This is a genomic window from Streptomyces sp. NPDC028419, from assembly GCF_055565515.1.
This window is the reverse complement of record NZ_JBVHUE010000025.1, coordinates 87,140-110,290: the sequence shown is the minus strand read 5'-3', so window position 1 is coordinate 110,290 and position 23,151 is coordinate 87,140. Positions and strand designations below refer to the sequence as shown.

Sequence of the window (23,151 nt, the reverse complement as noted above, 5' to 3'; positions counted from 1 at the left end):
GCGGATCACGCGGAGGGGATGTTCCAGCCGACGTCGGAGAGTCCGCACCTGGTGCACATGGCCGCTCCTTTCAGTCGCGGATGACGGTCTTGCTGCGCATGAGGAATTCGGCGAGGTAGCCGTCGTGCGGGAGCCCGGGACCCATCCAGTACGTGGGGTGGTCGCCGGCGTGGACGTTGCCGATGGAGGGCTCCGCGACGAGCTCGTCGAGGAGGGCCTCGTCCCGGGTGAGGGCGGTGACGACGAGGGAGCCGCGCAGCGGCCCGATGCCGTCCGCCGGGTCCCAGGGGGCCACCCACACGCAGGGGAAGGGGAGTTCGATGCCGGCTTGGGGGGCGTCGGCGCGCTCCAGCTGGTGGACGGCGGGGCGCAGGGCGGCGCTGCCGTCGCCCAGTTCCTCGGCGATGCCGTCGCCGCCGAGCCAGGCGCGGGTGCCGGCGGTGTGGGAGAGCAGGTAGCGCTCGATGGCGAGGGCGCCCTCCAGGGGTTGGACGGGCAGGACCGCCTTGTCGTCCTCGGGGCGCAGGGCGGGGAGCACGGCGAGGCGTTCGGCGAGCTGTTCGGCCAGGGCGGTGGCGGCTTCGACGCCTTCGACCAGGACGGTGGTGGTGTTCACGCAGCCGGTGCCGCCGTGTCCGGCGACGGAGGCGACGACGGTGTCGAGGTGGGCGCGCCAGTCGGTGTCGGCGGTGATCAGGATCTTGCTGCGGCCGGGGCCCTGGAGGTGGACGGCCGGGTTCCCGCCGTACTTGCGGATGACGTCCTCGCCGCCGTAGACCATGGCCCGGTCCACGGCGCGCACGAGGGTGTCGGCTTCGGCGTGTTCGGTGGGCAGCAGCACGATCTGGTCGTCGCCGAAGCCGGCGGTGCGCAGGGCGGTGACCAGCCGGTGCGGGGTGAAGGGTTCGCGGCGGGAGGGGCGGACGGCGACCCGGTAGCCCAGGGCGAGGGCTTCGGGCCACAGGCTGTGGGTGCCGGGGTGGTTGCCGGCGGCGAGGACCGCGAAGGTCTCGCCGCGGCGGGTCCACACGGCGCGGCCGGTGCGGGTGAGCGGGGAGCGCCAGTGTTCGGCGGTGCCGGCCGGGCGGGCCTGCGTGAGGCTGTCGTAGACGCGGGTGAGGCGGGCGGCGATGTTGGTGGTGGTGGCCCGTACGACGGGCAGCGGGACGCCGCCGACGCGGCTGACGGCGCGCTCGTGGACCTCGATGGAGCGCCCGTCGAGCTCGGCGGTGGCGAAGAGCTGCGCGGCGCGCAGGACCGCGGCGACGCGGGCGTCGGCGTCCAGCGGCCGGGCCCGGTGCAGGGCCTTGGCGGCGCGGTCGACGAACAGGGAGGGGACCAGGCTGAGTTCGGCGGCCGGGGCGCCCGAGACGTCGGTGACGGTGAGGCGCTTGCGGGCGCGGAAGGAGCCGCGCGGGCCGAGGGCGTCGAGGCGCGGGACGGTGCTCACTAGTAGACCCCCTCGATGACGGGCTCGTCCTCGAAGGTAGCGACGGGGGCGATGTCGGCGACGGCGTCCCCGACGAGGGCGCCATGGGCGGGGAGCCGGGTGGCGAGGTCGCGCTCCAGGTTGTTGGGGAGCAGGAAGCCCTTGCTGACGTGGCTGACCAGGACCTGGCCGCGCTCGCCGTAGGGCACCGGTTCGCTGGTGGCGGGGTCGACCACGGAGAAGGTGACGTAGGGGCTCAGCGGGTCGAAGACGCAGGGCTCGTCGTCGGGCAGGCCGGCGCGCTCGCCGGCGAAGCCGAGGATCATCGTGCTGCCGTAGTTCCCGCAGAAGGCGACGTCGGGGAAGATCTCCGTCTTGTACAGGTGGCGGGAGTCGGGGTCGAGCTGGGTGCCGCCCCAGCGGATCGCCTTCACCTTGTGGTTGACGAGCTCGACGAGGTCCTCGCGGCCGGCGAGGCGTTCCAGGACGGACGGGGTGATGGTGAGGACGCCGATGTCCTGGGAGCGCAGCACGAACTCGGCCTGTTCCAGCAGGTGCAGGGCGTAGGCCCCGGCGTCGGCGCCGCGGCCCTGGGCGATGAGCTTCTTCACCCAGCGGGGGTCGAGGTCGATGGTGAAGCCGCGGGCGCCGTGGGTGGTGGCGGAGCGGTGGAAGAACTCGCCGACGATGTGCGGGCCGGTGGGCACGAGGCCGAGCCAGTTCGCGCCGCGCGGGAAGCCGTGGGCGTCGATGTTGGCGTTGGACCACGCCACCATGCGCTCCAGCCAGTCGCGGGTGAGGACGACCCGCTTGGGGGCGCCGGTGGTGCCGCCGCTCTCGAAGACGCCGACGACGTCGGGGCCGGAGCCGTAGCCGCGCGGGATGAGGTCCTCGGCGCGCACGTGGCGCAGCTCGCCGGTGACGTTGGGGAAGAGCCGCAGGTCCGCGTGGGACTTGATCTCGGTGCGCGGGTCGAAGTCGAGGGTCTCCGCCCGTCGCAGCCAGAACGGCGATCCGGTCTCCGGGTTGAAGTGCCACTCCATCGCGGCCTGGACGAACTCGTCCGGATCGGGCTGCACGTCGTAGGGGAGGTCCAGGATCGGGTGGGCGGGCGAGGGCACGGTGGTCTCCTTCGGGCGAGGGCAGCGGGTACGCCGGCGGGGCCCGGCACGGGGGAATGGACGGCCCCGCCGGCGTACGCGCTGGTCTGGTGGCCCGGGTGACCGGGCGCGGCTCTAGATGCGGATCAAGGTGGCGCACCAGCGGCCGGTGGAGATCCCGCACAGGGCCACCAGGTCGCCGGTCTTCAGTTCGCCGCTCTCCACCTGGAGACCGAGCGAGATCAGCTGGTCGGCGCCGCCCATGTGGCCGTGGCCGGGGGCGATGGCCGCGTTGGTGCGTTCCAGCGGGATGCCGAGCGGTCCGGCGACGGCGGCGATGCTGGAGGGGACGTCGTTCAGGTAGATGACGTGGTCCAGGTCGGTGCGCCGTACCCCGGCCCGGCGGCACGCGCCCTCGATGACCTCGACGAGGCGGGTGTAGCGCTCGCCGATGAAGGTGCGCAGCGCGGCGGGGTTGCCGCCGAACTGCTCGCGCACCTGGTCGTAGGCGGAGGGCGCGTCCGCGCTGGTCCAGCCGACGGGGGGCAGCGGGGTGACGGCGCCGCCGAAGTCGAGGCGCAGCAGGTCGCTGTACTCGGGGTCGGTGAACTGCTCGCTGGCGAGCCACTTGTTGGCGTCGTGGCCGCGCCGGACGACGACGGCGACGGCCGCGTCGGACAGCACGGTGTTGATGACGTTCATCCGGTTGCGGTGGAACTCGCTGACCCGGTTGACGACGACGAGCAGGGCGTATTCGGCCTCGGGTTGCATGGCCAGGGTGGAGGCGACGTAGAAGAGGCCGTTGACCCCGGACCCGCACCCTTCCTGCAGGAGCAGGGTCTGGGTGCGGCCGATCTTCAGCTCCCGGGCCAGCGCGGAGGCGCTGTCCCAGTAGGAGTACTCGGGCATGTCCGTGATCGCGACGACGACCAGGTCGAGGGCGTCGGCGGTGATCCCGGCGCGGGCCAGGGCCTGTTCGGCCGCGCCCCGCGAGAGGTCGGTGCCGGTGACCCCGTCGGGGGCCCGGTGGAAGGTGTGGTAGCCCCACTTGATGACGCGTTCGGGGTCGCTGACGTAGTCCGCCGCGGCGGCGGCGACGCTCTGGTCCTCCCCGAACGCGTAGCCGAAGGAGACGATTCCGATGTCGACCACGGCGGCCTCAGGCGGCTTCCGCGTCGGGGGCGCTGATCCGGGTGATCCGCTCGGTCAGTTCGTCGGCGGCCTCGCCGAGCGGGCGCTCGAAGAGGACCAGCAGGTCGTACTCGATGCCGAAGCGCTCGTGGGCGTAGCGGCCGAGCTGGAGGGCGAGGGCGGAGTGGCCGCCCAGCTCCAGGAAGGTGTCCTCCAGGGTGACGTCGGGCTCTTCGAGGAGCTCGGCGACCCAGGCGAGGGTGGCCTCGCGGACCTCCTCGGGCAGCGCGACGGGGGTCGTGTGGTGCTGGGGGATGCTCATGCGGACTGGCTCCTCTGCTCTTCCCAGATGCGGGCCACCTCGGCCCGGTTGACCTTTCCGTTGACGGTGCGCGGCAGGTAGGCCAGCGGCAGCGCCTGGTAGACGGACGGGTGCATGTACGACGGCAGCAGGTCGCGTACGTGGGCCCGCAGGGTGCGGGCGCGCGGGTCCTCGGCGCCCTCGGCGACGACGTAGGCGCAGGCGAGCCGGTCGTCGCCGGGCTTGAAGGTGTGCACCCAGACGATGGCGTCGGCGACGTGCGGGTGCGCCTGGACGGCGAGTTCGATGTCGCTGAGCTCGATGCGGTGGCCGCGCAGCTTGACCTGGAGGTCGGCGCGGCCGCGGTAGACGAAGCGGCCGTCGTGGCGGCGGCTGACGAGGTCGCCGCTGCGGTAGTGGCGCACGCCGTCGACGGTCGGGAAGCGTTCCGCGGTCAGCTCGGGGCGGCCGAGGTAGCCGTCGGCGACCTGCGGTCCGGCCAGCCACAGCTCGCCCTCCTCGCCGGGGGCGGCCTCGCGGCCGTCCTCGGTGACCACGCGGGCGGTGCCGGAGAGCAGGATGCCGACGGGGAGGTCGTCGCGGTCGAGGTCCTCCTCGGTCACCGGGTGGTAGGTGCTGAGGACGGCGGCCTCGGTGACCCCGTACATGTTGACCAGGGCCGGTTGGGCGAGGCCGAACCGCTTGGACCAGGGGCGCACGGTCTCGGGGGTCAGCTTCTCCCCGCCGAAGATGACGTAGCGCAGTTCGGGCAGGTCGGCGTCCTCGCGCAGCACGATGGTGGTGAGCGCGCCGAAGGCGGTCGGCGTCTGGTTCAGGACGGTGACGCCCTCCTGGCGGATGAAGCGCAGGGTCGCCTCGGGCGAGCGGGCGGTCCCGGCGGGCAGGACGACGACGCGGGCGCCGGTGGACAGCGGGCCCCAGATCTCCCAGACGGAGAAGTCGAAGGAGATGGAGTGGAAGAGCAGCCAGCTGTCGCGCTCGTTGAAGGCGAAGGGCCCGTCGGCGCTGGCCAGCAGGACGGCCGCGGCGCCGTGCGGGACCAGGACGCCCTTGGGGCGGCCGGTGGTCCCGGAGGTGTAGATGATGTAGGCGATGTCGTGCGGGTCCGGGCCGGGTCCGGCGGGCGGGGCGGAGACGGGCCCGTCCAGCAGGGCCGCGAGGGTGTCCTCGGAGAGGACCGGGACGGCGCCGGTGGGGCAGCCGTCGGGGTCGCCGAGGAAGGCGGCCACCCCGCTGTCGGAGACGATGAACTCGTTGCGGGCGGGCGGGTTGCGCACGTCGAGCGGCACGTAGGCGGCGCCCGCCTTCATCACGCCGATCATCGCGGCGATAGCCGTGGCGCCCGGCGGCAGCCGCAGCGCCACCCGGTCCCCGCCGCCCACGCCGCGGCGCACGAGCAGGTCGGCGATGGCGTTCGCCCAGCCGTCGAGGAGGCGGTAGGTGTACGAGATCCCGTCGGCCGATATCGCGGTGTGCTCCGGGAAGCGCGCGACGGACCCGGCGAGGAGGTCGGTGAGCGTGCGGTAGTCGGTGGCGCGTTCGGTGTGCGGCGGGCCGATGGTGGCGATGGTCATGGCGGGCTCCGGGCTCCGGGGTGCGGACGGACTGGGCTGGTGTGCGGTCGGTCAGGCGTGCTTCACGGCGCGGGCGAAGCGGACGACGCGTTCGGCCTGGGCGCGGGCGGCGTTGCGGGTGGTGTCGTCCACGGGCCGGGCCCCCTTGCCGCCGGACCAGTGGGCCGTGCCGTAGGGGTTGCCGTCGGTGAACTTGTCGGGGTGCGTGTAGCCGGGGGCGACGACGATGCCGCCGAAGTGGTGGAAGGAGGCGGTCAGGGCCAGCAGGGTGGACTCCTGGCCGCCGTGCTCACTGGCGGTGGAGGTGAAGCCGCCGTAGACCTTGTCGGCGAGCAGGCCCTGGCTCCAGGCCGGGCCGAGGGAGTCGAGGAACTGCTTGAGCTGGGCGGAGACGTTGCCGAAGCGGGTGGGCGAGCCGAAGAGGACCGCGTCGGCCCACAGCAGGTCGTCGGGGGTGGCCACCGGGACGGCCGCGGTCTCGGCGGCGTGCCGGGCCCAGACCGGGTTGGCGTCGATCGCGGACTGCTGGGCGAGTTCGGCGACCTTGCGCAGGCGGACCTCGGCGCCCGCCTTCTCGGCGGTCTCGGCGATCTCCCGGGCGATCTCGGTGACGTGTCCGGTGGCCGAGTAGTAGATCACGGCTACGTTCACGGCGAGTCGGCCCCGGTCGGTGGGGGCGGCGGCGGGTGCGGTGGTGGGCGCTGCGGTGGTCACGGCGTACGGCTCCTCGGCTCGAAGGTTCACCAGTCGGCGATGTGGCAGGCGCTGAAGTCCTGCTCGGCCCGGGACGCGTTGGGCGTGGGCCGGGCGAAGGCGCGGTTGTAGTAGACGAGCGGGGTGCGGTCGCTCGTGTACGTCTCCTCGACGCAGCCGAGGAGGATGGTGTGGTCCCCCGCGTCGACCGCCGAGTGCATGGAGCAGGCGACGCGGACGCCGGCCGTCTGCAGGCCGGGCAGGCCGAGCTCGCAGGTCTCCATGTCCCCGGCGGCGAAGCGGTCGATGCCGGAGGTCGCGAAGCGGCGGGCGACCGCGTGCTGCTCCTCGGTCAGGACGTTGATCAGGAAGTGCCGGGCGGTGGCGAACGCGGCGTGCGTGCTGGCGCCCTTGTCCAGACAGACCGAGACGAGCGGCGGGTCGAGGGAGACGGAGCTGAACGAGCTGGCGGTGAAGCCCCAGCGTTCGCCGTCGCCGTCGATCGTGGTCACCACCGTCACCGGGCCGGGTACGCGGGCCATCGTGCCGGTGAGCTGGGAGCGCTCCATCGCACGGTCCTTCCTTTCCGGTCGGGTCTCTTCGAAGCGGTGCGGGGTCGGTGCGGGGCCGGCGGCGGGCCGGTCAGGGCTGGAGGCGGCTGGTGTGCCAGTCGCAGCCGAGGCGGGTGTAGGAGAGCCGGCGGTGCAGCCGGTCGGAGGCGGCGTTCCAGAACTCGACCTCGGCGGGCTCCAGCAGGTAGCCGGTGAACCGGTCGGGGCGGGGCAGCGGCTGCCCGCCCTCGGCCAGTCCCCAGGCCCGCTCGCGCAGGGCGTCCAGGTCGGCGGCCGGATCGCTCTGGTGGGAGACGGTGGTCATCGAGTGCAGCGGGGTGGGGCGGGCCGCCCACAGCTCGTCCGATTCGGCCGCCGACAGGGCGGTGACCGGGCCGGAGAGGATGAGCTGCTGGCCGGTCTCGCGCCAGTACAGGACACCGGACGCCCAGCAGTTGTCGGCGAGTTCGCGGCCCTTGCGGCTGGTGCTGTGGGTGGTGAAGACGAAGCCGCGCTCGGTCTCCCGGGCGATGGTGACGATCCGGTTGGAGGCGTGGCCCATCCGGGTGGCGGTGGCCAGGGCCAGCGAGCGGGGCTCGCGGACCCCGCGCCGGACGGCTTCGGCGATCCACTGCCGGGCCAGGGCGAGGGGTTCGGCGGGCGGGGCGTCGTACTCGGGGAAGGGGAGGTCGGTGGCGCCGGTCAGGGACTCGTACTTGCTGGTGTCCAGGCCCGCCCGGACGGCGGGGCTCGTCGAAGTGCTCATGGCCGCTGCTGCTCCCTAGACGTAGATGGTTCCGCGGGCGATGACCGTGCCGTAGCCGCCCACCCGCACCCCGTTGACCCGGTCCGCCTGGCCGTGCGCGGTGGCGCACATCCGTGACGGGCGGCCCATCTCGACCCCCTGCGTGATCTTGATGCGCTGTCCGTACGGGGCCAGCCCGTGCCGGGCCAGGTGGATGGCCAGCGGCCCCGCGGCCGAACCGGTCGCCGCGTCCTCCACGACCCCGTAGGCCGGGGAGAACATCCGGGTGCGCCACTCCTCCCCCGCGCCGGCGAAGCAGTTCGCCGCCATGTCGGGGAAGCGGGACAGCGCCCGGTGGTCGGGCCGTACGGCGGACAGCGCCTCGATGCTCTCCAGGCCGACGAACACGTGCCGCGGGCCGTTGTGGTAGATCTCCACCGGGGCGATGGACTTGTCGATCCCGAGGGCTTCCAGCAGCTCCTCGGCGTGCTCGTACGCTTCCCAGCTCGGGTGCGGCTGGCGCATCTGGACGATGACCGAGCCGTCCGCGTTGTCCATGCCGACGTCGAAGGGGATCACTCCCATGCCGGTCTCCAGCCGCAGCCGTTCCTCCTTGCGGCCGACCCCGAGCGCCTTGCGGGACAGGCCCAGCGCGACGGCGGTGCCGAGCATCGGGTGGCCCGCGAAGGGCAGTTCGTTGACCGGGGTGAAGATCCGGATCCGGGCGTCGGCCTCGTCGGCGTCGGGCGGCAGGACGAAGGTGACCTCGGAGAGGTTCATCTCCCGGGCGATGGCCTGCATCCGGTCCGACGTGAGGTCCTCGCTGCCGAAGAAGACGGCCACGGGGTTGCCTTCGAGCGGGTTGCGCGCGAAGGCATCCACGACCATGTAGTCATGCATGGGGAAGCGCTCCCTGACTGAGTGAGGTGGCGTCGGCGAAAGCGGCGCCGAGCCCGTGGAGGGTGACGAGGGGGTGTACGCCCTCCACCGCGGCTTCGACCTCGAACCGCGAGCGGTGCGTGGGCGGGCCGCCGATCAGCTCGGCGGCCCGGTTGGCGGGCAGGGTGTCGGTGGGGGGACGCTCGGTCCAGAGCATCACGGCCCCCCACCGGTTGCCGGGCCGGTCGGCGACCCACAGCTTGAGGACCAGCCCGGGCACGTCGACCCAGGCGTCCACGGCCTCCTCGCGCAGGTGCTCGCGCAGCGAGTCGATGCTCGCGCCGGTCCCGGCCAGCTCCCACCAGGCGATGTCCACCCTCATCGGGCCGCCACCTCCAGCGACCCCAGGGCCCGCAGCAGGGCCTGCCCGAGGATCCGGGGGCCGTCGACGGTGAGCACCGATTCGGCGTGGAACTGCATGGAGGCGAAGCGCGCTCCGCGCAGGGCGTGCACCTCGCGGGTGTGCGGGTCGCGGCTGACCTCGACGATGCCGAGGTCACCCGCGTCGATCTCGTCCTCGGCGCTCTGGGCGGCGTACGTGTTGTAGAAGCCCACCCGCTCGGCCGTCCCGAAGAGGTCGATCTGCCGCTGCACGCCCTGGTTGGGGGTGGCGCGGCGGACCAGCGGGAGGCCCAGGCGCAGGCTGAGCACCTGGTGGCTGAGGCAGACCGCGATGAACGGCCTTCCCTGTTCCAGGAGTTGTCCGGCGAGCGCGTTCAGGTGCACGATCCGCGGGTCGGCGCCGTCGCGCGGATCGCCGGGGCCGGGGCCGAGGACGACCAGGTCGTGGGCGGCCGCGTCGTAGGGCTGGTCGAAGCGGCGGACGCTCACCTCCAGGCCGAGCGAGGCGAGCTGCTGGCCGATCATCGCGGTGAAGGTGTCCTCCGCGTCGACGACCAGCGCGCGCAGCCCGGCGAGGCGGGGCTCCCACGCCCCGCGGTCGCCGCGCTCGGCGCAGCCGCGCAACCAGAAGGAGGCGATCCCGGTGTTGCGGGCCGCCAGGGCCGCCCGCACCTCGGGGTGCGCGGCGAAGCGCACCGCGGTGCCGGATTCCAGGGCGCTGAGCAGCCCGGCGGCCTTGGCGCGGGTCTCGGCGACCTCCGACTCGGGGTCGGAGTGGCGCACCAGGGTGGCGCCGACGCCGATCCGCATCCGGCCGTCCGCGTCGATGTCGGCGGTGCGGATCAGGATCGCGGAGTCCAGGGTGCGCCCGCCCGCGGGGTCGCGGCCGATGAGGGCGGCGATCCCGCCGTAGTAGCCGCGGCCCTCGGGCTCGTGGCGCCGGATGACGCGGGCCGCGCTCTCCAGGGGGCTGCCGGTGACGGTCGGCGCGAACATCGTCTCGTGCAGGATCTCCCGCACGTCGCGCTCCGTGGTGCCCTCGATGAAGTACTCGGTGTGCGCGAGGCGGGCCATCTCCTTGAGGTGGGGTCCGGTGACCCGGCCGCCGTCGGCGCAGATCCGGGCCATCATCTTCAGTTCCTCGTCGACGACCATGTACAGCTCGTCGGCTTCCTTGCGGTCGGCGAGGAAGCGGGTGACCCCGTCGAGGGTGGGCCCGGTGGGCGGGTAGCGGTAGGTGCCGCTGATGGGGTTCATGACGGCGGTGCCGCCGGCGAGGGAGACGTGCCGTTCGGGGGTGGCGCCGACGAAGGTCCGCCCGCCGGTGTGGATGGCGAAGGTCCAGTAGGCCCCCTGTTCGCGTTCCAGCAGCCGGCGGAAGAGGGCGGGCGCGGTCCGCCGCGGGGCGTGGTCCTCGATGCGCGCGGTGTAGCTGCGCTTGATGACGAAGTTGGAGCCGGCGCCGGTGCCGATCTCGTCGGTGATGATCCGCCGCACGGTCGCCGCGTACTGCTCGTCGTCGACGTCGAAGCCGCCGCCGCTCAGGTGCACCGGCTGGTCGGCGATCCGGTCGGGCAGCGCGGCGAGCGGGACCGTCTGGCGTTCGGTGACGGTCATCGCGAGCAGCGGGGCGCCGTCGTCGGGCGCGGCGAACCCGCGCTCGGCGAGCTGGCGGTAGGGCACGACCACGAGCACCTGGTCGGCGTCCAGCGGTACGTCGGCCAGCGCGGCCGGGGTGTGCACGGCGCCGGCGAGCACCTCGACGGCGTCGGGGGCGAGCTCGGGCCGGTGCAGCAGGGCGAAGTCGTGGACGTCTCCGGCCAGGATCCGGGCGAGCAGGTCTCTGTTCACGCGAAGACCTCCCCGGCGGTGACGACCCGGCCGCAGCGCTGGGCGACGTACTCCAGGGCGCGGGCGTGGTCGGGGGCGGAGAAGTCGGCGACGGCGTCGGCGACGAGGAAGGGCTGGATGTCGTTGCTGAAGGCGTCCATGGCGGTGGCGAGCACCCCGATGTGGGCGTAGACCCCGCACAGGATCAGCTGGTCGCGGCCCTCGGCGCGCATCCGCTCCAGCAGGCCGGAGCGGAAGAAGGCGCTGTAGCGCCACTTGGTGAAGACCCAGTCCTCGATGTCGGGCGCCAGCTCGGCGACCACCTCGCGGTCCGCGTCCCCGGTCCGCATGCCCGGACCCCAGAAGTCCTTGAGCAGGCCGCGCTGTTCGTCGGACATCCGGCCGGGCTGCGCCGTGTAGGCGACGGGGACGTCGAGGGCGGCGGCGCGCTTGCGGAGCTGCGAGGCGTTGTGCACGAGGTCGGCGCGCAGCGGGTCGGGCAGGGCGGCCAGGAAGTAGCGCTGCATGTCGTGGACGAGCAGCACGGCCCGGCCGGGGTCAGGGGTCCAGGAAACGGTGTTGGCGGGCAGTTCCGCGGCGGTGGGCAGCGGATAGGACGCGACGGGGGGCAGGCCGGGCATCGGGCATCTCCTTACTACGTGGGGATTCCTTCGCGCCGTACCTGCGGGACGTCGATCCCGAGGGCGCGGAACTGCTGGCAGGGGTTCATGAACTCGCGCTGCTGCTTGATCTTTCCGTCCTCGAAGAGGAAGGAGTGGATGAAGTGATTGGTGTAGTGACCGACGGGATACCCGGGGTAGACGATCTTTCCTTCGCCCCGGCACTCGACCCAGAAGCGGTTCGGGTCCTGGGTGGAGAAGATCTCGACGTCCGTCCAGGCCCAGTCGGGGAAGCAGCGCAGGGACCACACCGCGTGCTCGCCGAGCCGGTCGCGGCCGGTGATGGTGATCGGGTGGCCGGTCTCGTTGGTCCACAGGCCGCCGACGCCGTCCTCGGTGAAGAGGAGGTGGCGGCGCAGGCGGTCCTCGCCGCGGGTGTTCATGTACTGCTCGACGATGCTCCGGTTGTGCTCGCGGACCGCCTGCTCGTCTGCCGTCTGCTCGAAAGACACGGTGTTCCTTTCGGGTGGGAGGAGGGCGGCGGTCAGACCAGCAGGCTGATCTCGCGCGGGTCGCGGCCGACCAGGGCCCGGCCGTAGAGCTGCTGCGGGATGCCCATGCCGAAGCCCGCGTGGCGGCTGCCGACGTTCACGTCGCGCCAGATCCGCTGGAGCGGGTTGGCCTCGTTGAAGGCGGAGGAGCCGTAGGCCGTCATCAGCACGTCCACGGCCTCCCGACAGAGCTGGGCGACCTGCGTGGAGTACTGCCGGGCGGCGGCCCGGACCAGGACGTCCGCGAACTCCCCGGCGTAGGCGGCCGCGTCGGCCGCGTCGGCGACCTTGGCGGCCAGCAGCTTCGCCGTCTCGATCTTCGTGGCGGCTTCGGCCAGGTCCAGCTGGAGCGAGGGCGACTCGGCCTGGTTCGGGTAGCGGGACCCGGCGGCGGGCCGCTTGGGGGCCGACTCGCGGACGAAGTCGAAGGCGGCGGTGGCCCCGCCGAGCAGCGAGCCGAGCAGGCCGATGGAGAAGAGGCCGACCAGGCTGTTGCGGTAGCGGTGGGCGGGGTCGACCAGCCCGTCCGTCTCGCCGTTGAGCAGCGGCAGGTAGGGCAGCAGGCGGCGCTCGGGTACGAAGACCCCGGAGGCGACGACGGTGTTGCTGCCGGTGCCGCGCATCCCGGCGAAGTGCCAGGTGTCCTTGATCTCGACCTCGTCGGCCCGCATCAGGGCGAAGTGGACGACCGGGTCGGAGCCCTCGACCGGCCGCGCGATCAGCACGCCCACCCAGTCGGCGTGCAGCGAACCGGAGACGTAGGCCCACTCGCCGGTGACCAGCACCCCGCCGTCGGCGCTCTCGACCCCGCGGGCGGGCATCCCGAGCACGAGGGCGGTGCGGGCGTCCGGGTTCAGGCTCCACACCTCGTCCTGGACCTGGCGGGGGAAGAGGGAGGCGACGAAGTTGCCCGCGTTCAGCACGCCGGTGATCCAGGCCGTGGAGCTGCACCCGCGGCCCACCTCGGTGGCGACCTCCAGCAGGGTGCGGATGTCGGCCTCGTAGCCGCCCAGGCGCTGCGGGGTCATGAGCCGCATCAGGCCCGCGTCGGTGACCGCGTCGATGCTCCGCCCGGTCAGCCGCCGCGCGCCGTCGCTCTGCGGTGCGTCCTCCCACAGGCCCGCGCGCAGTGCGGCCGCCCGGGCCACCAGCTCCTCGCGGCCCGGGGCCACGCCGTTCACGGCTTCACTCTGCACGGTCTTCTTCCCTTCGAGGGTTCTGGCTCGGTGTCGGGCTATGTAAGGGGGGCTCAGTTGCCCTGGGCGGCGCGGGCGAGGGCGTCCCACTGCTTCCACCCGGCGAGGCGCTCCTCGTAGGCGGTGGTGATCGTGTCCAGCACGGTCGCGCCGAGCAGGACGCGCAGCGGCGGGTCCGGGTGGTCGACCAGCTCCAGGACGGGGCCGGCCGTGGCGGCCGGGTCGCCGGGGGCGGAGCCCGCCGAGGGGGCCTTGGCGAAGTCGGCGTACGCCTCGGAGGGCTCGGCCCATACGGCCGAACTCCCGCGCCAGTCCGTCTTGTACGGGCCCGGCTCGACCAGGGTGACGTGGATGCCGAAGCGGCCCACCTCCTGGGCGAGGGAGTCGGTCAGGCCCTCGATCGCCCACTTGGAGGCGTGGTAGAGGCCGAGCATCGGCCAGGACGCGAGTCCGGCGATGCTGGACATCTGGAGGATGTGTCCGCTGCCCTGGGCCCGCAGGACCGGCAGGACGGCCTGGGTCACCCACAGCGTGCCGAAGAGGTTGGTGTCGAGCTGCGCGCGGGCCTGCTCCTCGGTGACGTCCTCCACCGCGCCGAAGAGTCCGTAGCCCGCGTTGTTCACGACCACGTCGATCCGGCCGAAGTGGGCGTGGGCGGCGGCGACGGCGGCGAAGGCCGCGTCCCGGTCGCGGATGTCGAGCCGCAGGGGCAGGACCGCCTCGCCGTACGCCTCGACGAGGGGGTCGAGGGAGGCGAGGTCGCGGGCGGTGGCGGCGACCTTGTCGCCCCGTTCGAGGGCGGCCTCGGCCCAGACCCGGCCGAAGCCCCGGGACGTCCCGGTGATGAACCAGACCTTTCCTGTCACTGCGGAAGTCACTGCGGCTCCTTAACCCGTCGGTGAGGCTTGTGCTCCATTCATCCCGACGCGCAGCGGCCTGTCCATGAAAGGAATTCGGACACCCCGTCCAAGTGCGGAATTTCCTCGGACGGACACGGAAGGGCGTCCGCAGACACCTCGCTCGGACACCAACCACCGTTTCGGACACGGGAGTTGGCGGGTGATACTGCCGTGAATCCCGCACCTACGGATCCCCGAGATCGAATTCACCGCAAGGAGATTCGCGTGAGCGCCACGGAACAGACTTACGACTACGCCGCCGCCGACTTCAACGCCGTCTACACGGGCGGCGAACTGCTCGAAGGGGCCGCCATCAAGGTCGTCCCGTGGGACATCGGCGAGGCCCAGCCCGACGTGGTGGAGCTGGAGCGACTGGGTCGCTTCAGCGGCGCGGTCCTCGACGTGGGCTGCGGCCCCGGCGACAACGCCGTCTTCCTGGCCGGCCGCGGCTACAAGGTCACCGCCGTCGACGCCGCCTCCGCCGCCATCGAGCAGGCCCGCGCCCGGGCCGGCGACCTCGACATCGAGTTCGCCGTGGCCGACGCGACCGCCCTGACCGGTTACGAGGGCCGCTTCGACTCCGTCCTGGACAGCGCCCTCTTCCACACCCTGCCGGCGGCCGCCCGCCCCCTGTACGCGGCCGCCCTGCACCGGGTCACCCGCCCCGGGGCGCGGCTGAGCGTGCTGTGCTTCGCCGACGTGCCCGGCGGCATGCCCGCGCCGCTGTCGGTGTCCGAGGAGGAGCTGCGCGCGACGCTGACGGCGGCGGGCTGGACGATCACCTCGCTGGAGCTGTCGGAGTACGCGGGCGTCGCGGTCGGCATGGAGAAGTTCTTCGAGCGCACCGGCCGGCGCCCCGAGCTGGACGAGAAGGGCCGCACCCGGCTGCCGGTGTGGAAGCTGTACGCCGACCGCGGCGCCGAGGGGTCCGCGGCGTGAGCGGGGCCCACTCCTCGCTCCCCATCACCCCTTCGCGGCCCGCCGCCCCCGCCGTGGTGCGGCGCGCCTTCCCCGTGCTGCGCGCCCGCCGGGTGGGGGCCACCGCCGCCTTCTACGAGCGGCTCGGCTTCCGGGCCGGGCACCGCCACCCGGCGCAGGGAGAACCGGACTTCGTCGCCCTGCGCCGCGACGACGCGGAGCTGGCGGTGAGCCGGGACGACAAGGCCGTCGACCTGCCGTCGGGCGGGGTGGACCTGTTCGTCTTCGTGGAGGCCGTCGACGTCACCGTGGACGCCCTGCGGGCCGCGGGCGCCCCGGTGGTCCAGGAGCCGGAGAACACCCCGTGGGGCGAGCGCGTGGCGTACGTGCGCGACCCCGCGGGCAACCGCGTGGGCCTGGGCTCCCCCGCCGCCTGACCCGCCCGCGCACGTCAGCGCCCCGGGACCGGATCGATCCGGTCCCGGGGCGCTGTCGCTGCGCCGGGCGCGTGCTACGCGGCGGGCTCGATGTTCAAGTTGGTGCGGAAGAGGTTGGCCGGGTCGTAGACGCCCTTGAGCTTGGCCAGCCGGGCCCGGGTGGCCGGGTCGTACAGCTCGCCCGCGTAGGCGTCGGCGGTGCGCTCGCCGTAGACGAAGTTCAGCGAGCGGCCCAGGGTCCAGGGCGCGACGGCCTCGTCCAGGGCCGCGTGCGCGGCGCGGATCTCGGCCAGCGGCGCCTCGTCCGAGCCGGACAGGACGCGCAGGATGTAGGCGGCCTCGCGGAACGGCACCGCGTTGGGCACGGCGGGCTGGCGCGCCAGGGCCCCGCCCATGTGCCGCAGGTCGACGATGCAGTCCACCGGCGCTCCGGGCCCGGCCAGGGTGCGTACGGCCGCCAGGACCTCGGGGGTCAGCTCGCTCAGCAGGACGCTGTTGCCGTCGTAGGCGTGCGAGAAGGTCGGCTCGGCGTAGATCGAGCCGACCTCGGGGTAGGCCAGCTCACCGAGGTGCTCGTGGATGATCTCGGCGCCGAAGGAGCGCCAGGGGGCGACCAGTTCGGGGCCGGCGGCCAGGTCGGTGGTGGCGAAGCGGACGTGCACGACGTGGCGGCCGCGCAGCGGCTCGGGGAACACCGGGATCGGCGGGTACTCGATCATGCCGAGGGAGGCGGTGACGCTCTCGGGGGCGGTCGCGGTCCAGCTCCGGAACTGCTCCAGGACCAGATCGGCCTGGGCGGCGTCGAAGTACATGCCGCCGCCGTAGACCGTGGCGACCGGCAGCAGCGAGATCTCCAGGGCGGTGACGATGCCGAAGTTGTCCCGGCCGCCGCGCAGCGCCCAGAACAGGTCGGGGTCGCTGTCGGCGGTGACCCGGCGGGCCTGTCCGTCGGCGGTGACCACCTCGACGGCCTCGACCAGGTCGGCGGCGTAGCCGAACTCGCGGGCCAGCAGCCCGAGTCCGCCCGCCAGGGTGTAACCGACCACGCCGACGTGCCCGGCGGAACCGCTCAGCGGGGCCAGCCCGTGCGGGGCCGTCCGCTCGACGACCTGCTCCCAGCGGGCGCCGGCCCCGATGCGGGCGGTGCGCGCCGCGGGGTCGACGGTGACCTCGGTGAGGCGCCGGGTGTTGATGACCAGGCCGCCGCGGTCCAGGACGGTGACGCCGTGCCCGGTGGACTGGACGGTGACGGCGATCCCGTGCTCGGCGGCGAAGGCGACCGCGAGGCGGACGTCCTCGGCGTCGGCCGCGCCGAGGACGGCGGCGGGGTCGTGCCGGTAACCGGTCTGGAATCCGGTGAGTTCCTCCTCGTAGCCCTCCTGCCCGGGGGTGAATACCGGTCCGGTCACCGAATCCGTAAGGGAGGTGAAGTCAATCCGGGTGTTGTCATGGGACATCAGGACTATTCCTTTCGATGGCACGCGATGCGGTGGTTCAGCCGACCTTTTGCAGGTCGGAATTCGGGGCGTCCAGCGGCTTCGCGGCGCTTTCGCTCGCGTGCGCGGACTTTCCGGACGGCATGAGCAGGCAGGCGAGCGCGCCCACGAGCAGGACTACCACGGGAAGCAGCAGGGTCGTTCCCGACGCCTGCGCCAACCCCTCGTGGAACGCGTGGCGTTCGGCGGTGGTGGCGTTCTCGGCGAGGGTCTCGGTGGCGAGGCGGGAGGACAACTGCGCCTGCATCAGCACGCCGACGGCGGCGGCGCCGATGACGCAGCCGACCTGGCGGATCGAGTTGTACATCCCGGCCCCCGCGCCGATCTCCGTGACGGGCAGCGTGCCGGTGGCCACATTGGCCATGGGCGCGAAGGCGGCGCCGGTGCCGATCCCGGCGAAGAACAGCGCGCCGGCGAGCTGCCAGACCCCGCCCTCGGGGCGCATCGCCAGCACGATCATGCCCAGCCCCGCCGCGAAGACCAGGAATCCGGCGAGGACCACCCATTTGCCGGGGACCCGGTCGGAGAGGGTGCCGGCCAGCGGCCCGGCCAGCCCGCTGGAGACGGCGACGGGCACCATGAGCAGCCCGGCCTGCTGCGGGGAGAGCTCCATGACCGCCTGCATGTAGAGGGTGAGCGGCAGGTAGAGGCCGGTGACGGCGAAGCCGATGGCGGCCGCGGCGAAGGCGGCGGTGGAGAAGTGCCGGCGCCGGAAGAGGGAGAGCGGCATCAGCGGCTCGCGCGGGTTGAAGCGCTGCCAGAGCACGAAGACGACGAGCAGCACCACGCCGGCGGCGATGACCATCGGCACGGTGACCGGTCCGGCGACGGTGCCCCAGTCGTAGTGCTGGCCGTTCTGCAGGCCGAACACGAGGGCGAACAGGCCGAGTCCGGAGAGCAGGGTGCCGAGCAGGTCGAAGCGGCGGTGGTTGCGGGGCTGGCCGCCGGGGACCAGTTTCGCGGTCATGGCGAGCCCGGCGAGGCCGATCGGCACGTTGACCAGGAAGATCCACTGCCAGCCCGCGGAGCCGACGAGGAAGCCGCCGAGCAGCGGGCCCACCGTGGTGGCCAGGCCCGCGACGGCGCCCCAGACGCCGAGGGCCGCGCCGCGCCGGTGGGGCGGGAAGAGCGTGGTCACGAAGGCCATGGTCTGCGGAGCCATCAGCGCGGCTCCGACGCCCTGTACGGCGCGGGCGGCCATCAGCATGTCGGCGCTGCCGGACAGCCCGCACCACAGGGAGGCGGCGGTGAAGACGGCCATGCCGGCCAGGAAGACGGGCTTGCGGCCGAAGCGGTCGCCGAGCCGTCCGGCGACGAGCAGGGGCACGGCGTAGGTGAGCAGGTAGACGCTGTGCACCCAGGTGATCTGGTTCAGGTCGGCGTCCAGGCCGCTCATGATGCCGGGGATCGCGACGGTCACGATCGTCGTGTCCATCATGATCAGGAAGAAGCCGACACAGAGGGCCGCCAGCGCGGCCCACGGATTCTTCGCGTTCGTCGCGGTGGTGGTGTTCGCGGTGGTCGTCATCGTGTCAACTCATCTTCTCTCAGCGGTTGTTCAGTTCGCGTCGGTGGCCGACCTCGCGCCGCGGTGTTCCAGTTCCGCGGCTATCTCGGCCCAGTGCGCGGCGCAGGCGCGGGCCATGGCGGCGATCTTGGGGGCCTGGTGGTCGGGGGCGCGCAGCACCACTCCGCTCTCGCCCTCGCGGATCATCCGGGCCTCCAGCCAGCGGATCATCGCGCGACCCTCGTCGCTGTACTTGAGGGTGGGGTCGCGCTTGAGGGAGTCCAGGACGAGGGGGACGTCGAGGGCGGCGCGGTCGGGGCGCCGGGCGCCGCCCTCACCGTCCGGCGCGGGGGCCCGTACGCCCGTACGCCCGCCGGGGCCGGCGCCGCGCGCTCCCGTACCGGCGCCCGTACGCGCCCCCGCGCCGCTGCCGGGCAGGGGACCCTCGCCGCGGCCGAGCCGGTCGCGCACGTCCCGGGCGGTCTCCACCGATATGCCGGCGGAGCGGGCGATCTCGCGGAGCGAGGCCTCGGGGCGGACCGCGAGGTAGTCCATGGCCCGCAGCCGGCCCTCGGTGGCGTTGAGCGGGCGGGCCCGGCCGTCGCAGCCGACCCGGGCGGCGGGCAGTTCCCCGGGGGCCCCGGCCTCGCCGTTCTCGGCGGCGGTGCGGCGCAGCACGCCCACGGTCTTGCCGGACAGCCCGACCTTGGCGGCGACCGCCCGGTCCGACCACTCGGGCCAGGCGCGCAGGATGCGGCGGGCGGACTCGCGGCGGTCGGAGAGGGTCAGCGGCAGCCCGTGCCGGTTGTTCGCCTCGACGGCCAGCAGGAAGGCTTCGGGGCGGGTGCCGTCGAACCAGCGGACGGCGATGGACTCGCGGCCGCGCAGCCGGGCCGCGTGGAGCCGGTGCATACCGTCTATCACCCGCAGGGTGGAGCGGTGGACGACGATCGGCGGCAGCTCCGTCTCCAGGCCCGCGAGCAGCCGTACGTGGTCCTGGTCCACCCCGGCCAGCCGGGGTGACTCGGCGTCCAGCAGCGCGTGCACGGGCACGCAGCCGGTCATCAGGGCCGAGGCCGGGGCGGGCAGCGTGACCGGGCGCAGCGCGGTGACGGCGGGCAGGGCGGTGAGGGCGGGCAGCTTGATCGCGCGGATGGGGGCTGCCGCCGTATCGACGGTCATTTCGACTCCTTGGGTGGCATCCTCGGGCACGGGGCGCGGAGCACGGTCAGCCGCTGAACGCGTGGGCCCGGGCGCGGACTTGGCCACTGACGCGGGCGGGCACGCGGGGCGGTGCGGGCTCGGGGGCCCGCGCGGGGCGGGCGGCGGCGCGCCGCGATCCGCCCAGCAGGCGGTGGGCGGCGGCGGCCGAGACGAGGGTCATGTGTCGGTGCCACCCGGGGAAGGAGCGCCCCTCGAAGTCGAGCAGCCCGCACTCCTCCAGCACGTCCATCGAGGTGGCCAGCGACAGCGAGGCGGCGGCCGACAGGGAGAACCGGGTGGCGGCCAGGGTGCGGCCGTCGGGGTCGGCGATCCAGTGCTTCACCGGCCGTTCCGGGGTGGCCGGGTCCCATTCGGTGAGCAGCGCCAGCGGTCGGGCCACCCCGGGGACGCGGATGAGCGCGGGCGCCCGGCGCAGTCGCCCGCCCGCGAGCGGGGAGGAGGCGGGGCCGAGGCGGGCGGCGAGCCGGGCGACGGTGGTGGTGTGGGGCGCGCGGTCGCCGGGCGGACCGCACAGGACGGGCGTGCCGAGCGGTACGGAGACGGCGAAGCCCAGGCTGCGTCCGGCGAGGCCGGCGATCAGCCGCACCGCGTCGAGGGGGGCCTCGGTGGCGGCCTCGGCGACGACGGGCACGCCGGCGGCGGCCGCGTGTGCGGCGGCGGCCTCGGCGGCCTGGTCGAGGCCGAGCCCGGGGTGGGAGGCGGGGGCGGCCGGGGAGGTGCGGGCGGCGGCCGGTATCCGGGCCCGCTCGCACAGCTCGTCGTCCTCGCTCCAGCGGCCGGGCAGCACCAGCCTCCAGTCGACCGGAACGCTGCCGTGGTCGGTGACGAGGAAGAGCCCGAGCGCGAGCTGGCAGCTCAGGGTGCGCCCGCCCGCGGGGTCGAAGCGGCGGTGCACTCCGGCGGAGCACTGGCCGCGCTTGGGAATCACCACGGGCACCATGCGCAGCGCCCGTGCCCCGGCCTGCTCCCCGCACCAGGCGGCCAGCTCCCGACGGACCGGATTCCAGTCCCAGGTACTGGCGTTGACGACCTGGTGCAGCGACTGCGAGGCGGCTCCGAGCGCGGCGGTGGACCGCGCCATGTTCCGCACGGACTTCTTTCCGGGCGTACCCAACAGCCCGGACAGGTAGGCACCGGCCCAACGGCGCTGATCGGTACGGGGCAGGCAGTGGAAGAGACGCCGGGCGAGTAAGTCGGCGGTCGGCATGGCGGGCAGCTCCCTCCGGCGAGGCGGGTCGGGTCGGTTGGCCAGCGAAATAAAGAATAGCGAGTGTTCTCTATGTTTTGCGACCCCTAGGCGCCCCCGCAACGACTTTGTCACCTCCGGGAGGGGGTCAGGTCAGGTCGGCACTCGGATCGATGGACCACCGGTTGGCCCTGAACACCCGCTCGGCGAGGTTCACTTGAACCACCATCGGCACGCCGTATCCGGCGATGGCCGCCGAGGTCAGGGGCATCGCCGCGCGCACCTGGGGCCGCGATCCGCTCCAGGCATCCCGGGCACACCCTGCCGAGGTGGAGATGGCGGTGATCCTTGTGCATGCGGGTGCCGGGCTCGCGTATCGTCGCCGGGTGACTGACACGACCGCGACGGACAGGACGCACATCCCCGCTGATGATCTTGCGGAGCTGATCGGTGCGTTCGGTTTCGGCGATGTGCTGGACCGACACCATCTGGCCGAGGGCCTGATGAATGTGAACTGGCGGTTGGAAACTCCTGCCGGGCGGTTCGCTCTCAAGCGGGTCACAGACGTGCCGCTCGACCGACTGCGCCGCAACCTCTCTGTCCTTTCCTCCCTCGCTGACGACGGCATCCCTGTGTGCGCTCCGGTGGCCACAGCTTCGGGTGACACCGTCGCCGAGATCAACGGCGACGGGTACTGCCTCTTCCCGTGGTCCGCCGGGGAGCACGTCCGTGGAACCGACCTCACCCTGTCGCAGGTGGCCGCGCTCGGCGAGATGCTCGCCCGCCTTCATGTGGCGCTCGGGCGCGCTGCCGGCGGACAGGTGCTGTCTGCCGTGCCCGGTGCGGTCACCGCCGACGTGACCGCACCGGAGCACGCGCTGCAGAAAGCCGACCGGCTCGCGGAAGCCGTTCGGTGTCGCGGGGTGGGCGATGCGTTCGACGCCGTCGCCGGGAGTGCCCTCGAACGGCGCCGGGTCCTGCTCGGCAAGCACGCCCACCTGCGTCCCGAGGGGGATGCTCCGGCGGGGCCGCACGGCTGGACGCACGGTGACTTCCAGTTCCGGAATCTGCTGTGGGCGGGCGGTGAGCTGGCCGCCGTCCTGGACTGGGACCGGCTCGGTGTACGCCCGTACGCCGAGGAAGTCGTACGGACGGCGCAGGTGCAGTTCGGCGTGGACGGCGTGTTCGACCTTGGCCGGGTGTCGGCGTTCGTAGACGGCTACCGGTCGGTGGTCCCGCTGGAGGCGGTCGTGCTGGTCGACGGTGCGCGCCGGCTGTGGTGGAAGCGGATGACGGACTTCTGGCAGCTCGAATTCCACTACGACCGGGGTGACCACTCCTGCGATGACCTCTTCACCGCCGACGAGGCCCTCCTCCACTGGTGGACGGACCGGCTCGACCAGGTGGAGTACGCGTTCGCCGGAGTCGTTTAGATCCCGAGGGCCCGAAGTTCTGGCAGGCAGGGCCGCGTGAGTCGTACCGCCCTCTGCCGGGCTTGGATGCCCAGAGTCTGGTGATCGGCTTCGCGGATCGCCCGCGCCCAGGTCTGGGGCCCGGCTGTGTGGGGCAGGACGATCCCGGCGCCGCCGATGGCCTCGGGGATGCCGCCCCGGTCGGTGCCGATGCTCGCCGTGGCGTGCAAGGCGGCCTCGATGATCACCCGGGGGAAGGCGTCGTCCACCGCGGAGGGCACCAGGAGCAGCCTGTGGCCACGGTAGAGCGGTCCCATGTCGTGAACGCGGGGTACGAAGGTCACGTTCGGGTAGGCGGAGAAGTCGGCGGCAGTGTTCCACCAGCCTTCGACCAGGGTGAAGTGCTGCTCCGGCATGAGTGGGATGAGCTGGTGCAGCAGGGCGGAGCCTTTGGCGGGGATCGGGTTGACCATGAGCACTGAAGCGGAACGGGGGGCGTCCTGGCGCGGAGCGGGCGGGGCGAACGGCGGGTAGAGCACCGCGAGGCGGGTTCCGTCCGCACGAGGCGCACTGTGCCGGACGAACTCCGACACGGCGAGACCGTAGTGGGGGTGGCCTGCGAGGACCCCGAGGCCGGTGGCGGATACGGAGTGCAGCAGACCCGCCACCAGGGCCGACGGCCGGGCCTGCGCGACGAGCTGGGCGGCGCCCTCCTGCGAGGTGAACACGGTATCGGGCCGCAGGCCGGCGAGCATGCTCCCCAGGATGGGCTCCACGCGGTCCTGGGGGACGGCGATGCAGTCCACTCCGTTCCACCGGTAGCGCAAGGTCCCGCGCGCGTCCACGTACGGGGCGCGGTGGGCATCAAGGTAGGCGCGCATGTCAGTGCGCTGAGTGCTGCCGTCCCAGGGGGCTTCGTGAGAGCCGAGGTAGGCGACGCGCCATCCGGCAACGGCGAGTTCTTCGGCGAGGAGTTGCTGGGTGACTTCCGCGCCGCCGATGCGGAACGGGGGAGGCGTACGGCGCCAGGCGAACAGGGCGGTGGGCAT

General features: G+C 73.1%; 24 protein-coding genes. 3 read left to right on the top strand and 21 right to left on the bottom strand.

The features are described 5' to 3' along the window. Positions 1 to 70: 70 nt before the first annotated feature. From ACZ4UB_RS27135 to ACZ4UB_RS27065, 15 genes are all read right to left on the bottom strand, one after another. Complete coding sequence (locus ACZ4UB_RS27135; protein WP_468073972.1) at positions 71 to 1,450, bottom strand: aldehyde dehydrogenase family protein; 1,380 nt, start codon at positions 1,448 to 1,450, stop codon at positions 71 to 73. Beyond that, entirely contained in the window at positions 1,450 to 2,550 is a 1,101-nt protein-coding gene (locus ACZ4UB_RS27130) for an AMP-binding protein (RefSeq protein WP_468073970.1), read from the bottom strand. Before ACZ4UB_RS27130 ends, ACZ4UB_RS27135 begins: the two co-directional genes overlap by 1 nt. A 114-nt stretch (positions 2,551 to 2,664) precedes the next feature. Next, a complete protein-coding gene (locus ACZ4UB_RS27125) occupies positions 2,665 to 3,681 on the bottom strand; it encodes a 3-oxoacyl-ACP synthase III family protein (RefSeq protein ID WP_468073968.1) in 1,017 nt (338 codons plus the stop codon). 7 nt (positions 3,682 to 3,688) lie between these two features. After that, positions 3,689 to 3,982, bottom strand: a complete 294-nt coding sequence (locus tag ACZ4UB_RS27120; protein WP_354379807.1) for a phosphopantetheine-binding protein — start codon at positions 3,980 to 3,982, stop codon at positions 3,689 to 3,691. After that, the gene (locus ACZ4UB_RS27115) at positions 3,979 to 5,556 is read right to left on the bottom strand and encodes an amino acid adenylation domain-containing protein (protein ID WP_468073966.1); all 1,578 of its coding nucleotides are present in this window, start codon (positions 5,554 to 5,556) and stop codon (positions 3,979 to 3,981) included. The genes ACZ4UB_RS27120 and ACZ4UB_RS27115 overlap by 4 nt, the downstream gene beginning before the upstream one ends. Before the next feature lie 51 nt (positions 5,557 to 5,607). Continuing rightward, positions 5,608 to 6,207 (bottom strand): NAD(P)H:quinone oxidoreductase, encoded by a 600-nt coding sequence (wrbA, locus tag ACZ4UB_RS27110; protein WP_354379906.1) that lies wholly within the window; start codon positions 6,205 to 6,207, stop codon positions 5,608 to 5,610. A gap of 89 nt (positions 6,208 to 6,296) precedes the next feature. Next, positions 6,297 to 6,818 carry a flavin reductase family protein gene (locus ACZ4UB_RS27105; RefSeq protein ID WP_354379809.1) on the bottom strand — a complete coding sequence of 174 codons (522 nt, stop codon included), beginning with the start codon at positions 6,816 to 6,818 and terminating at the stop codon, positions 6,297 to 6,299. 73 nt (positions 6,819 to 6,891) lie between these two features. Beyond that, the gene (gene phzG / locus ACZ4UB_RS27100) at positions 6,892 to 7,566 is read right to left on the bottom strand and encodes a phenazine biosynthesis FMN-dependent oxidase PhzG (protein ID WP_468073963.1); all 675 of its coding nucleotides are present in this window, start codon (positions 7,564 to 7,566) and stop codon (positions 6,892 to 6,894) included. 15 nt (positions 7,567 to 7,581) lie between these two features. Then, positions 7,582 to 8,445 carry a PhzF family phenazine biosynthesis protein gene (locus tag ACZ4UB_RS27095; RefSeq protein ID WP_354379811.1) on the bottom strand — a complete coding sequence of 288 codons (864 nt, stop codon included), beginning with the start codon at positions 8,443 to 8,445 and terminating at the stop codon, positions 7,582 to 7,584. Further along, a complete protein-coding gene (locus ACZ4UB_RS27090) occupies positions 8,438 to 8,806 on the bottom strand; it encodes a hypothetical protein (protein WP_354379812.1) in 369 nt (122 codons plus the stop codon). Before ACZ4UB_RS27090 ends, ACZ4UB_RS27095 begins: the two co-directional genes overlap by 8 nt. Beyond that, the gene (locus ACZ4UB_RS27085) at positions 8,803 to 10,677 is read right to left on the bottom strand and encodes an anthranilate synthase family protein (protein WP_468073961.1); all 1,875 of its coding nucleotides are present in this window, start codon (positions 10,675 to 10,677) and stop codon (positions 8,803 to 8,805) included. Before ACZ4UB_RS27085 ends, ACZ4UB_RS27090 begins: the two co-directional genes overlap by 4 nt. Beyond that, entirely contained in the window at positions 10,674 to 11,297 is a 624-nt protein-coding gene (locus ACZ4UB_RS27080) for an isochorismatase family protein (RefSeq protein WP_468073959.1), read from the bottom strand. Before ACZ4UB_RS27080 ends, ACZ4UB_RS27085 begins: the two co-directional genes overlap by 4 nt. 14 nt (positions 11,298 to 11,311) lie before the next feature. After that, positions 11,312 to 11,788 carry a PhzA/PhzB family protein gene (locus ACZ4UB_RS27075; RefSeq protein ID WP_354379815.1) on the bottom strand — a complete coding sequence of 159 codons (477 nt, stop codon included), beginning with the start codon at positions 11,786 to 11,788 and terminating at the stop codon, positions 11,312 to 11,314. Between the two features lie 32 nt (positions 11,789 to 11,820). Beyond that, the gene (locus ACZ4UB_RS27070; protein ID WP_468073956.1) at positions 11,821 to 13,023 is read right to left on the bottom strand and encodes an acyl-CoA dehydrogenase family protein; all 1,203 of its coding nucleotides are present in this window, start codon (positions 13,021 to 13,023) and stop codon (positions 11,821 to 11,823) included. 53 nt (positions 13,024 to 13,076) lie between these two features. Beyond that, positions 13,077 to 13,901 (bottom strand): SDR family NAD(P)-dependent oxidoreductase, encoded by an 825-nt coding sequence (locus ACZ4UB_RS27065; RefSeq protein ID WP_354379817.1) that lies wholly within the window; start codon positions 13,899 to 13,901, stop codon positions 13,077 to 13,079. A 246-nt stretch (positions 13,902 to 14,147) separates the two neighbouring features. Here ACZ4UB_RS27065 and ACZ4UB_RS27060 point away from each other — a divergent pair, with 246 nt between their 5' ends. Next, the gene (locus tag ACZ4UB_RS27060; RefSeq protein ID WP_468073954.1) at positions 14,148 to 14,861 is read left to right on the top strand and encodes a class I SAM-dependent methyltransferase; all 714 of its coding nucleotides are present in this window, start codon (positions 14,148 to 14,150) and stop codon (positions 14,859 to 14,861) included. After that, a complete protein-coding gene (locus ACZ4UB_RS27055) occupies positions 14,858 to 15,277 on the top strand; it encodes a VOC family protein (protein ID WP_467964173.1) in 420 nt (139 codons plus the stop codon). The genes ACZ4UB_RS27060 and ACZ4UB_RS27055 overlap by 4 nt, the downstream gene beginning before the upstream one ends. A 74-nt stretch (positions 15,278 to 15,351) precedes the next feature. Here the strand turns inward: ACZ4UB_RS27055 and ACZ4UB_RS27050 are convergent, their stop codons facing one another. The 5 genes from ACZ4UB_RS27050 to ACZ4UB_RS27030 form a co-directional block, all read right to left on the bottom strand. Beyond that, entirely contained in the window at positions 15,352 to 16,734 is a 1,383-nt protein-coding gene (locus ACZ4UB_RS27050; RefSeq protein WP_354379820.1) for an FAD-binding oxidoreductase, read from the bottom strand. 37 nt (positions 16,735 to 16,771) lie between these two features. After that, entirely contained in the window at positions 16,772 to 18,301 is a 1,530-nt protein-coding gene (locus ACZ4UB_RS27045) for an MFS transporter (protein WP_468073951.1), read from the bottom strand. Between the two features lie 30 nt (positions 18,302 to 18,331). After that, entirely contained in the window at positions 18,332 to 19,462 is a 1,131-nt protein-coding gene (locus ACZ4UB_RS27040; protein ID WP_468073949.1) for a ParB/RepB/Spo0J family partition protein, read from the bottom strand. 46 nt (positions 19,463 to 19,508) lie between these two features. Continuing rightward, on the bottom strand, positions 19,509 to 20,711 hold the full coding sequence (locus tag ACZ4UB_RS27035; RefSeq protein WP_468073947.1) for an IS701 family transposase: 1,203 nt from the start codon (positions 20,709 to 20,711) through the stop codon (positions 19,509 to 19,511). Between the two features lie 127 nt (positions 20,712 to 20,838). Next, positions 20,839 to 20,961: a hypothetical protein gene (locus ACZ4UB_RS27030; RefSeq protein ID WP_468073945.1), complete on the bottom strand. Its 123-nt coding sequence runs from the start codon at positions 20,959 to 20,961 to the stop codon at positions 20,839 to 20,841. 64 nt (positions 20,962 to 21,025) lie between these two features. Between ACZ4UB_RS27030 and ACZ4UB_RS27025 the strand changes: the two genes are divergently transcribed. Further along, a complete protein-coding gene (locus ACZ4UB_RS27025; RefSeq protein ID WP_468074029.1) occupies positions 21,026 to 22,123 on the top strand; it encodes a phosphotransferase in 1,098 nt (365 codons plus the stop codon). On the opposite strand, the gene ACZ4UB_RS27020 is transcribed toward ACZ4UB_RS27025, so the two are convergent. After that, positions 22,120 to 23,151 (bottom strand): glycosyltransferase, encoded by a 1,032-nt coding sequence (locus ACZ4UB_RS27020; RefSeq protein WP_468073943.1) that lies wholly within the window; start codon positions 23,149 to 23,151, stop codon positions 22,120 to 22,122. The two genes, ACZ4UB_RS27025 and ACZ4UB_RS27020, sit on opposite strands and share 4 nt — an antisense overlap.

Bases quoted from the DNA above. Each gene is read 5' to 3' on its own strand.
- ACZ4UB_RS27120 (WP_354379807.1), bottom strand. From the start codon at position 3,982: ATGAGCATCCCCCAGCACCACACGACCCCCGTCGCGCTGCCCGAGGAG.
- ACZ4UB_RS27115 (WP_468073966.1), bottom strand. From the start codon at position 5,556: ATGACCATCGCCACCATCGGCCCGCCGCACACCGAACGCGCCACCGAC.
- ACZ4UB_RS27105 (WP_354379809.1), bottom strand. From the start codon at position 6,818: ATGGAGCGCTCCCAGCTCACCGGCACGATGGCCCGCGTACCCGGCCCG.
- phzG (WP_468073963.1), bottom strand. From the start codon at position 7,566: ATGAGCACTTCGACGAGCCCCGCCGTCCGGGCGGGCCTGGACACCAGC.
- ACZ4UB_RS27095 (WP_354379811.1), bottom strand. From the start codon at position 8,445: ATGCATGACTACATGGTCGTGGATGCCTTCGCGCGCAACCCGCTCGAA.
- ACZ4UB_RS27090 (WP_354379812.1), bottom strand. From the start codon at position 8,806: ATGAGGGTGGACATCGCCTGGTGGGAGCTGGCCGGGACCGGCGCGAGC.
- ACZ4UB_RS27080 (WP_468073959.1), bottom strand. From the start codon at position 11,297: ATGCCCGGCCTGCCCCCCGTCGCGTCCTATCCGCTGCCCACCGCCGCG.
- ACZ4UB_RS27050 (WP_354379820.1), bottom strand. From the start codon at position 16,734: ATGTCCCATGACAACACCCGGATTGACTTCACCTCCCTTACGGATTCG.
- ACZ4UB_RS27045 (WP_468073951.1), bottom strand. From the start codon at position 18,301: ATGACGACCACCGCGAACACCACCACCGCGACGAACGCGAAGAATCCG.
- ACZ4UB_RS27040 (WP_468073949.1), bottom strand. From the start codon at position 19,462: ATGACCGTCGATACGGCGGCAGCCCCCATCCGCGCGATCAAGCTGCCC.
- ACZ4UB_RS27035 (WP_468073947.1), bottom strand. From the start codon at position 20,711: ATGCCGACCGCCGACTTACTCGCCCGGCGTCTCTTCCACTGCCTGCCC.
- ACZ4UB_RS27030 (WP_468073945.1), bottom strand. From the start codon at position 20,961: ATGCCCCTGACCTCGGCGGCCATCGCCGGATACGGCGTGCCGATGGTG.
- ACZ4UB_RS27025 (WP_468074029.1), top strand. From the start codon at position 21,026: ATGGCGGTGATCCTTGTGCATGCGGGTGCCGGGCTCGCGTATCGTCGC.
- ACZ4UB_RS27020 (WP_468073943.1), bottom strand. From the start codon at position 23,151: ATGCCCACCGCCCTGTTCGCCTGGCGCCGTACGCCTCCCCCGTTCCGC.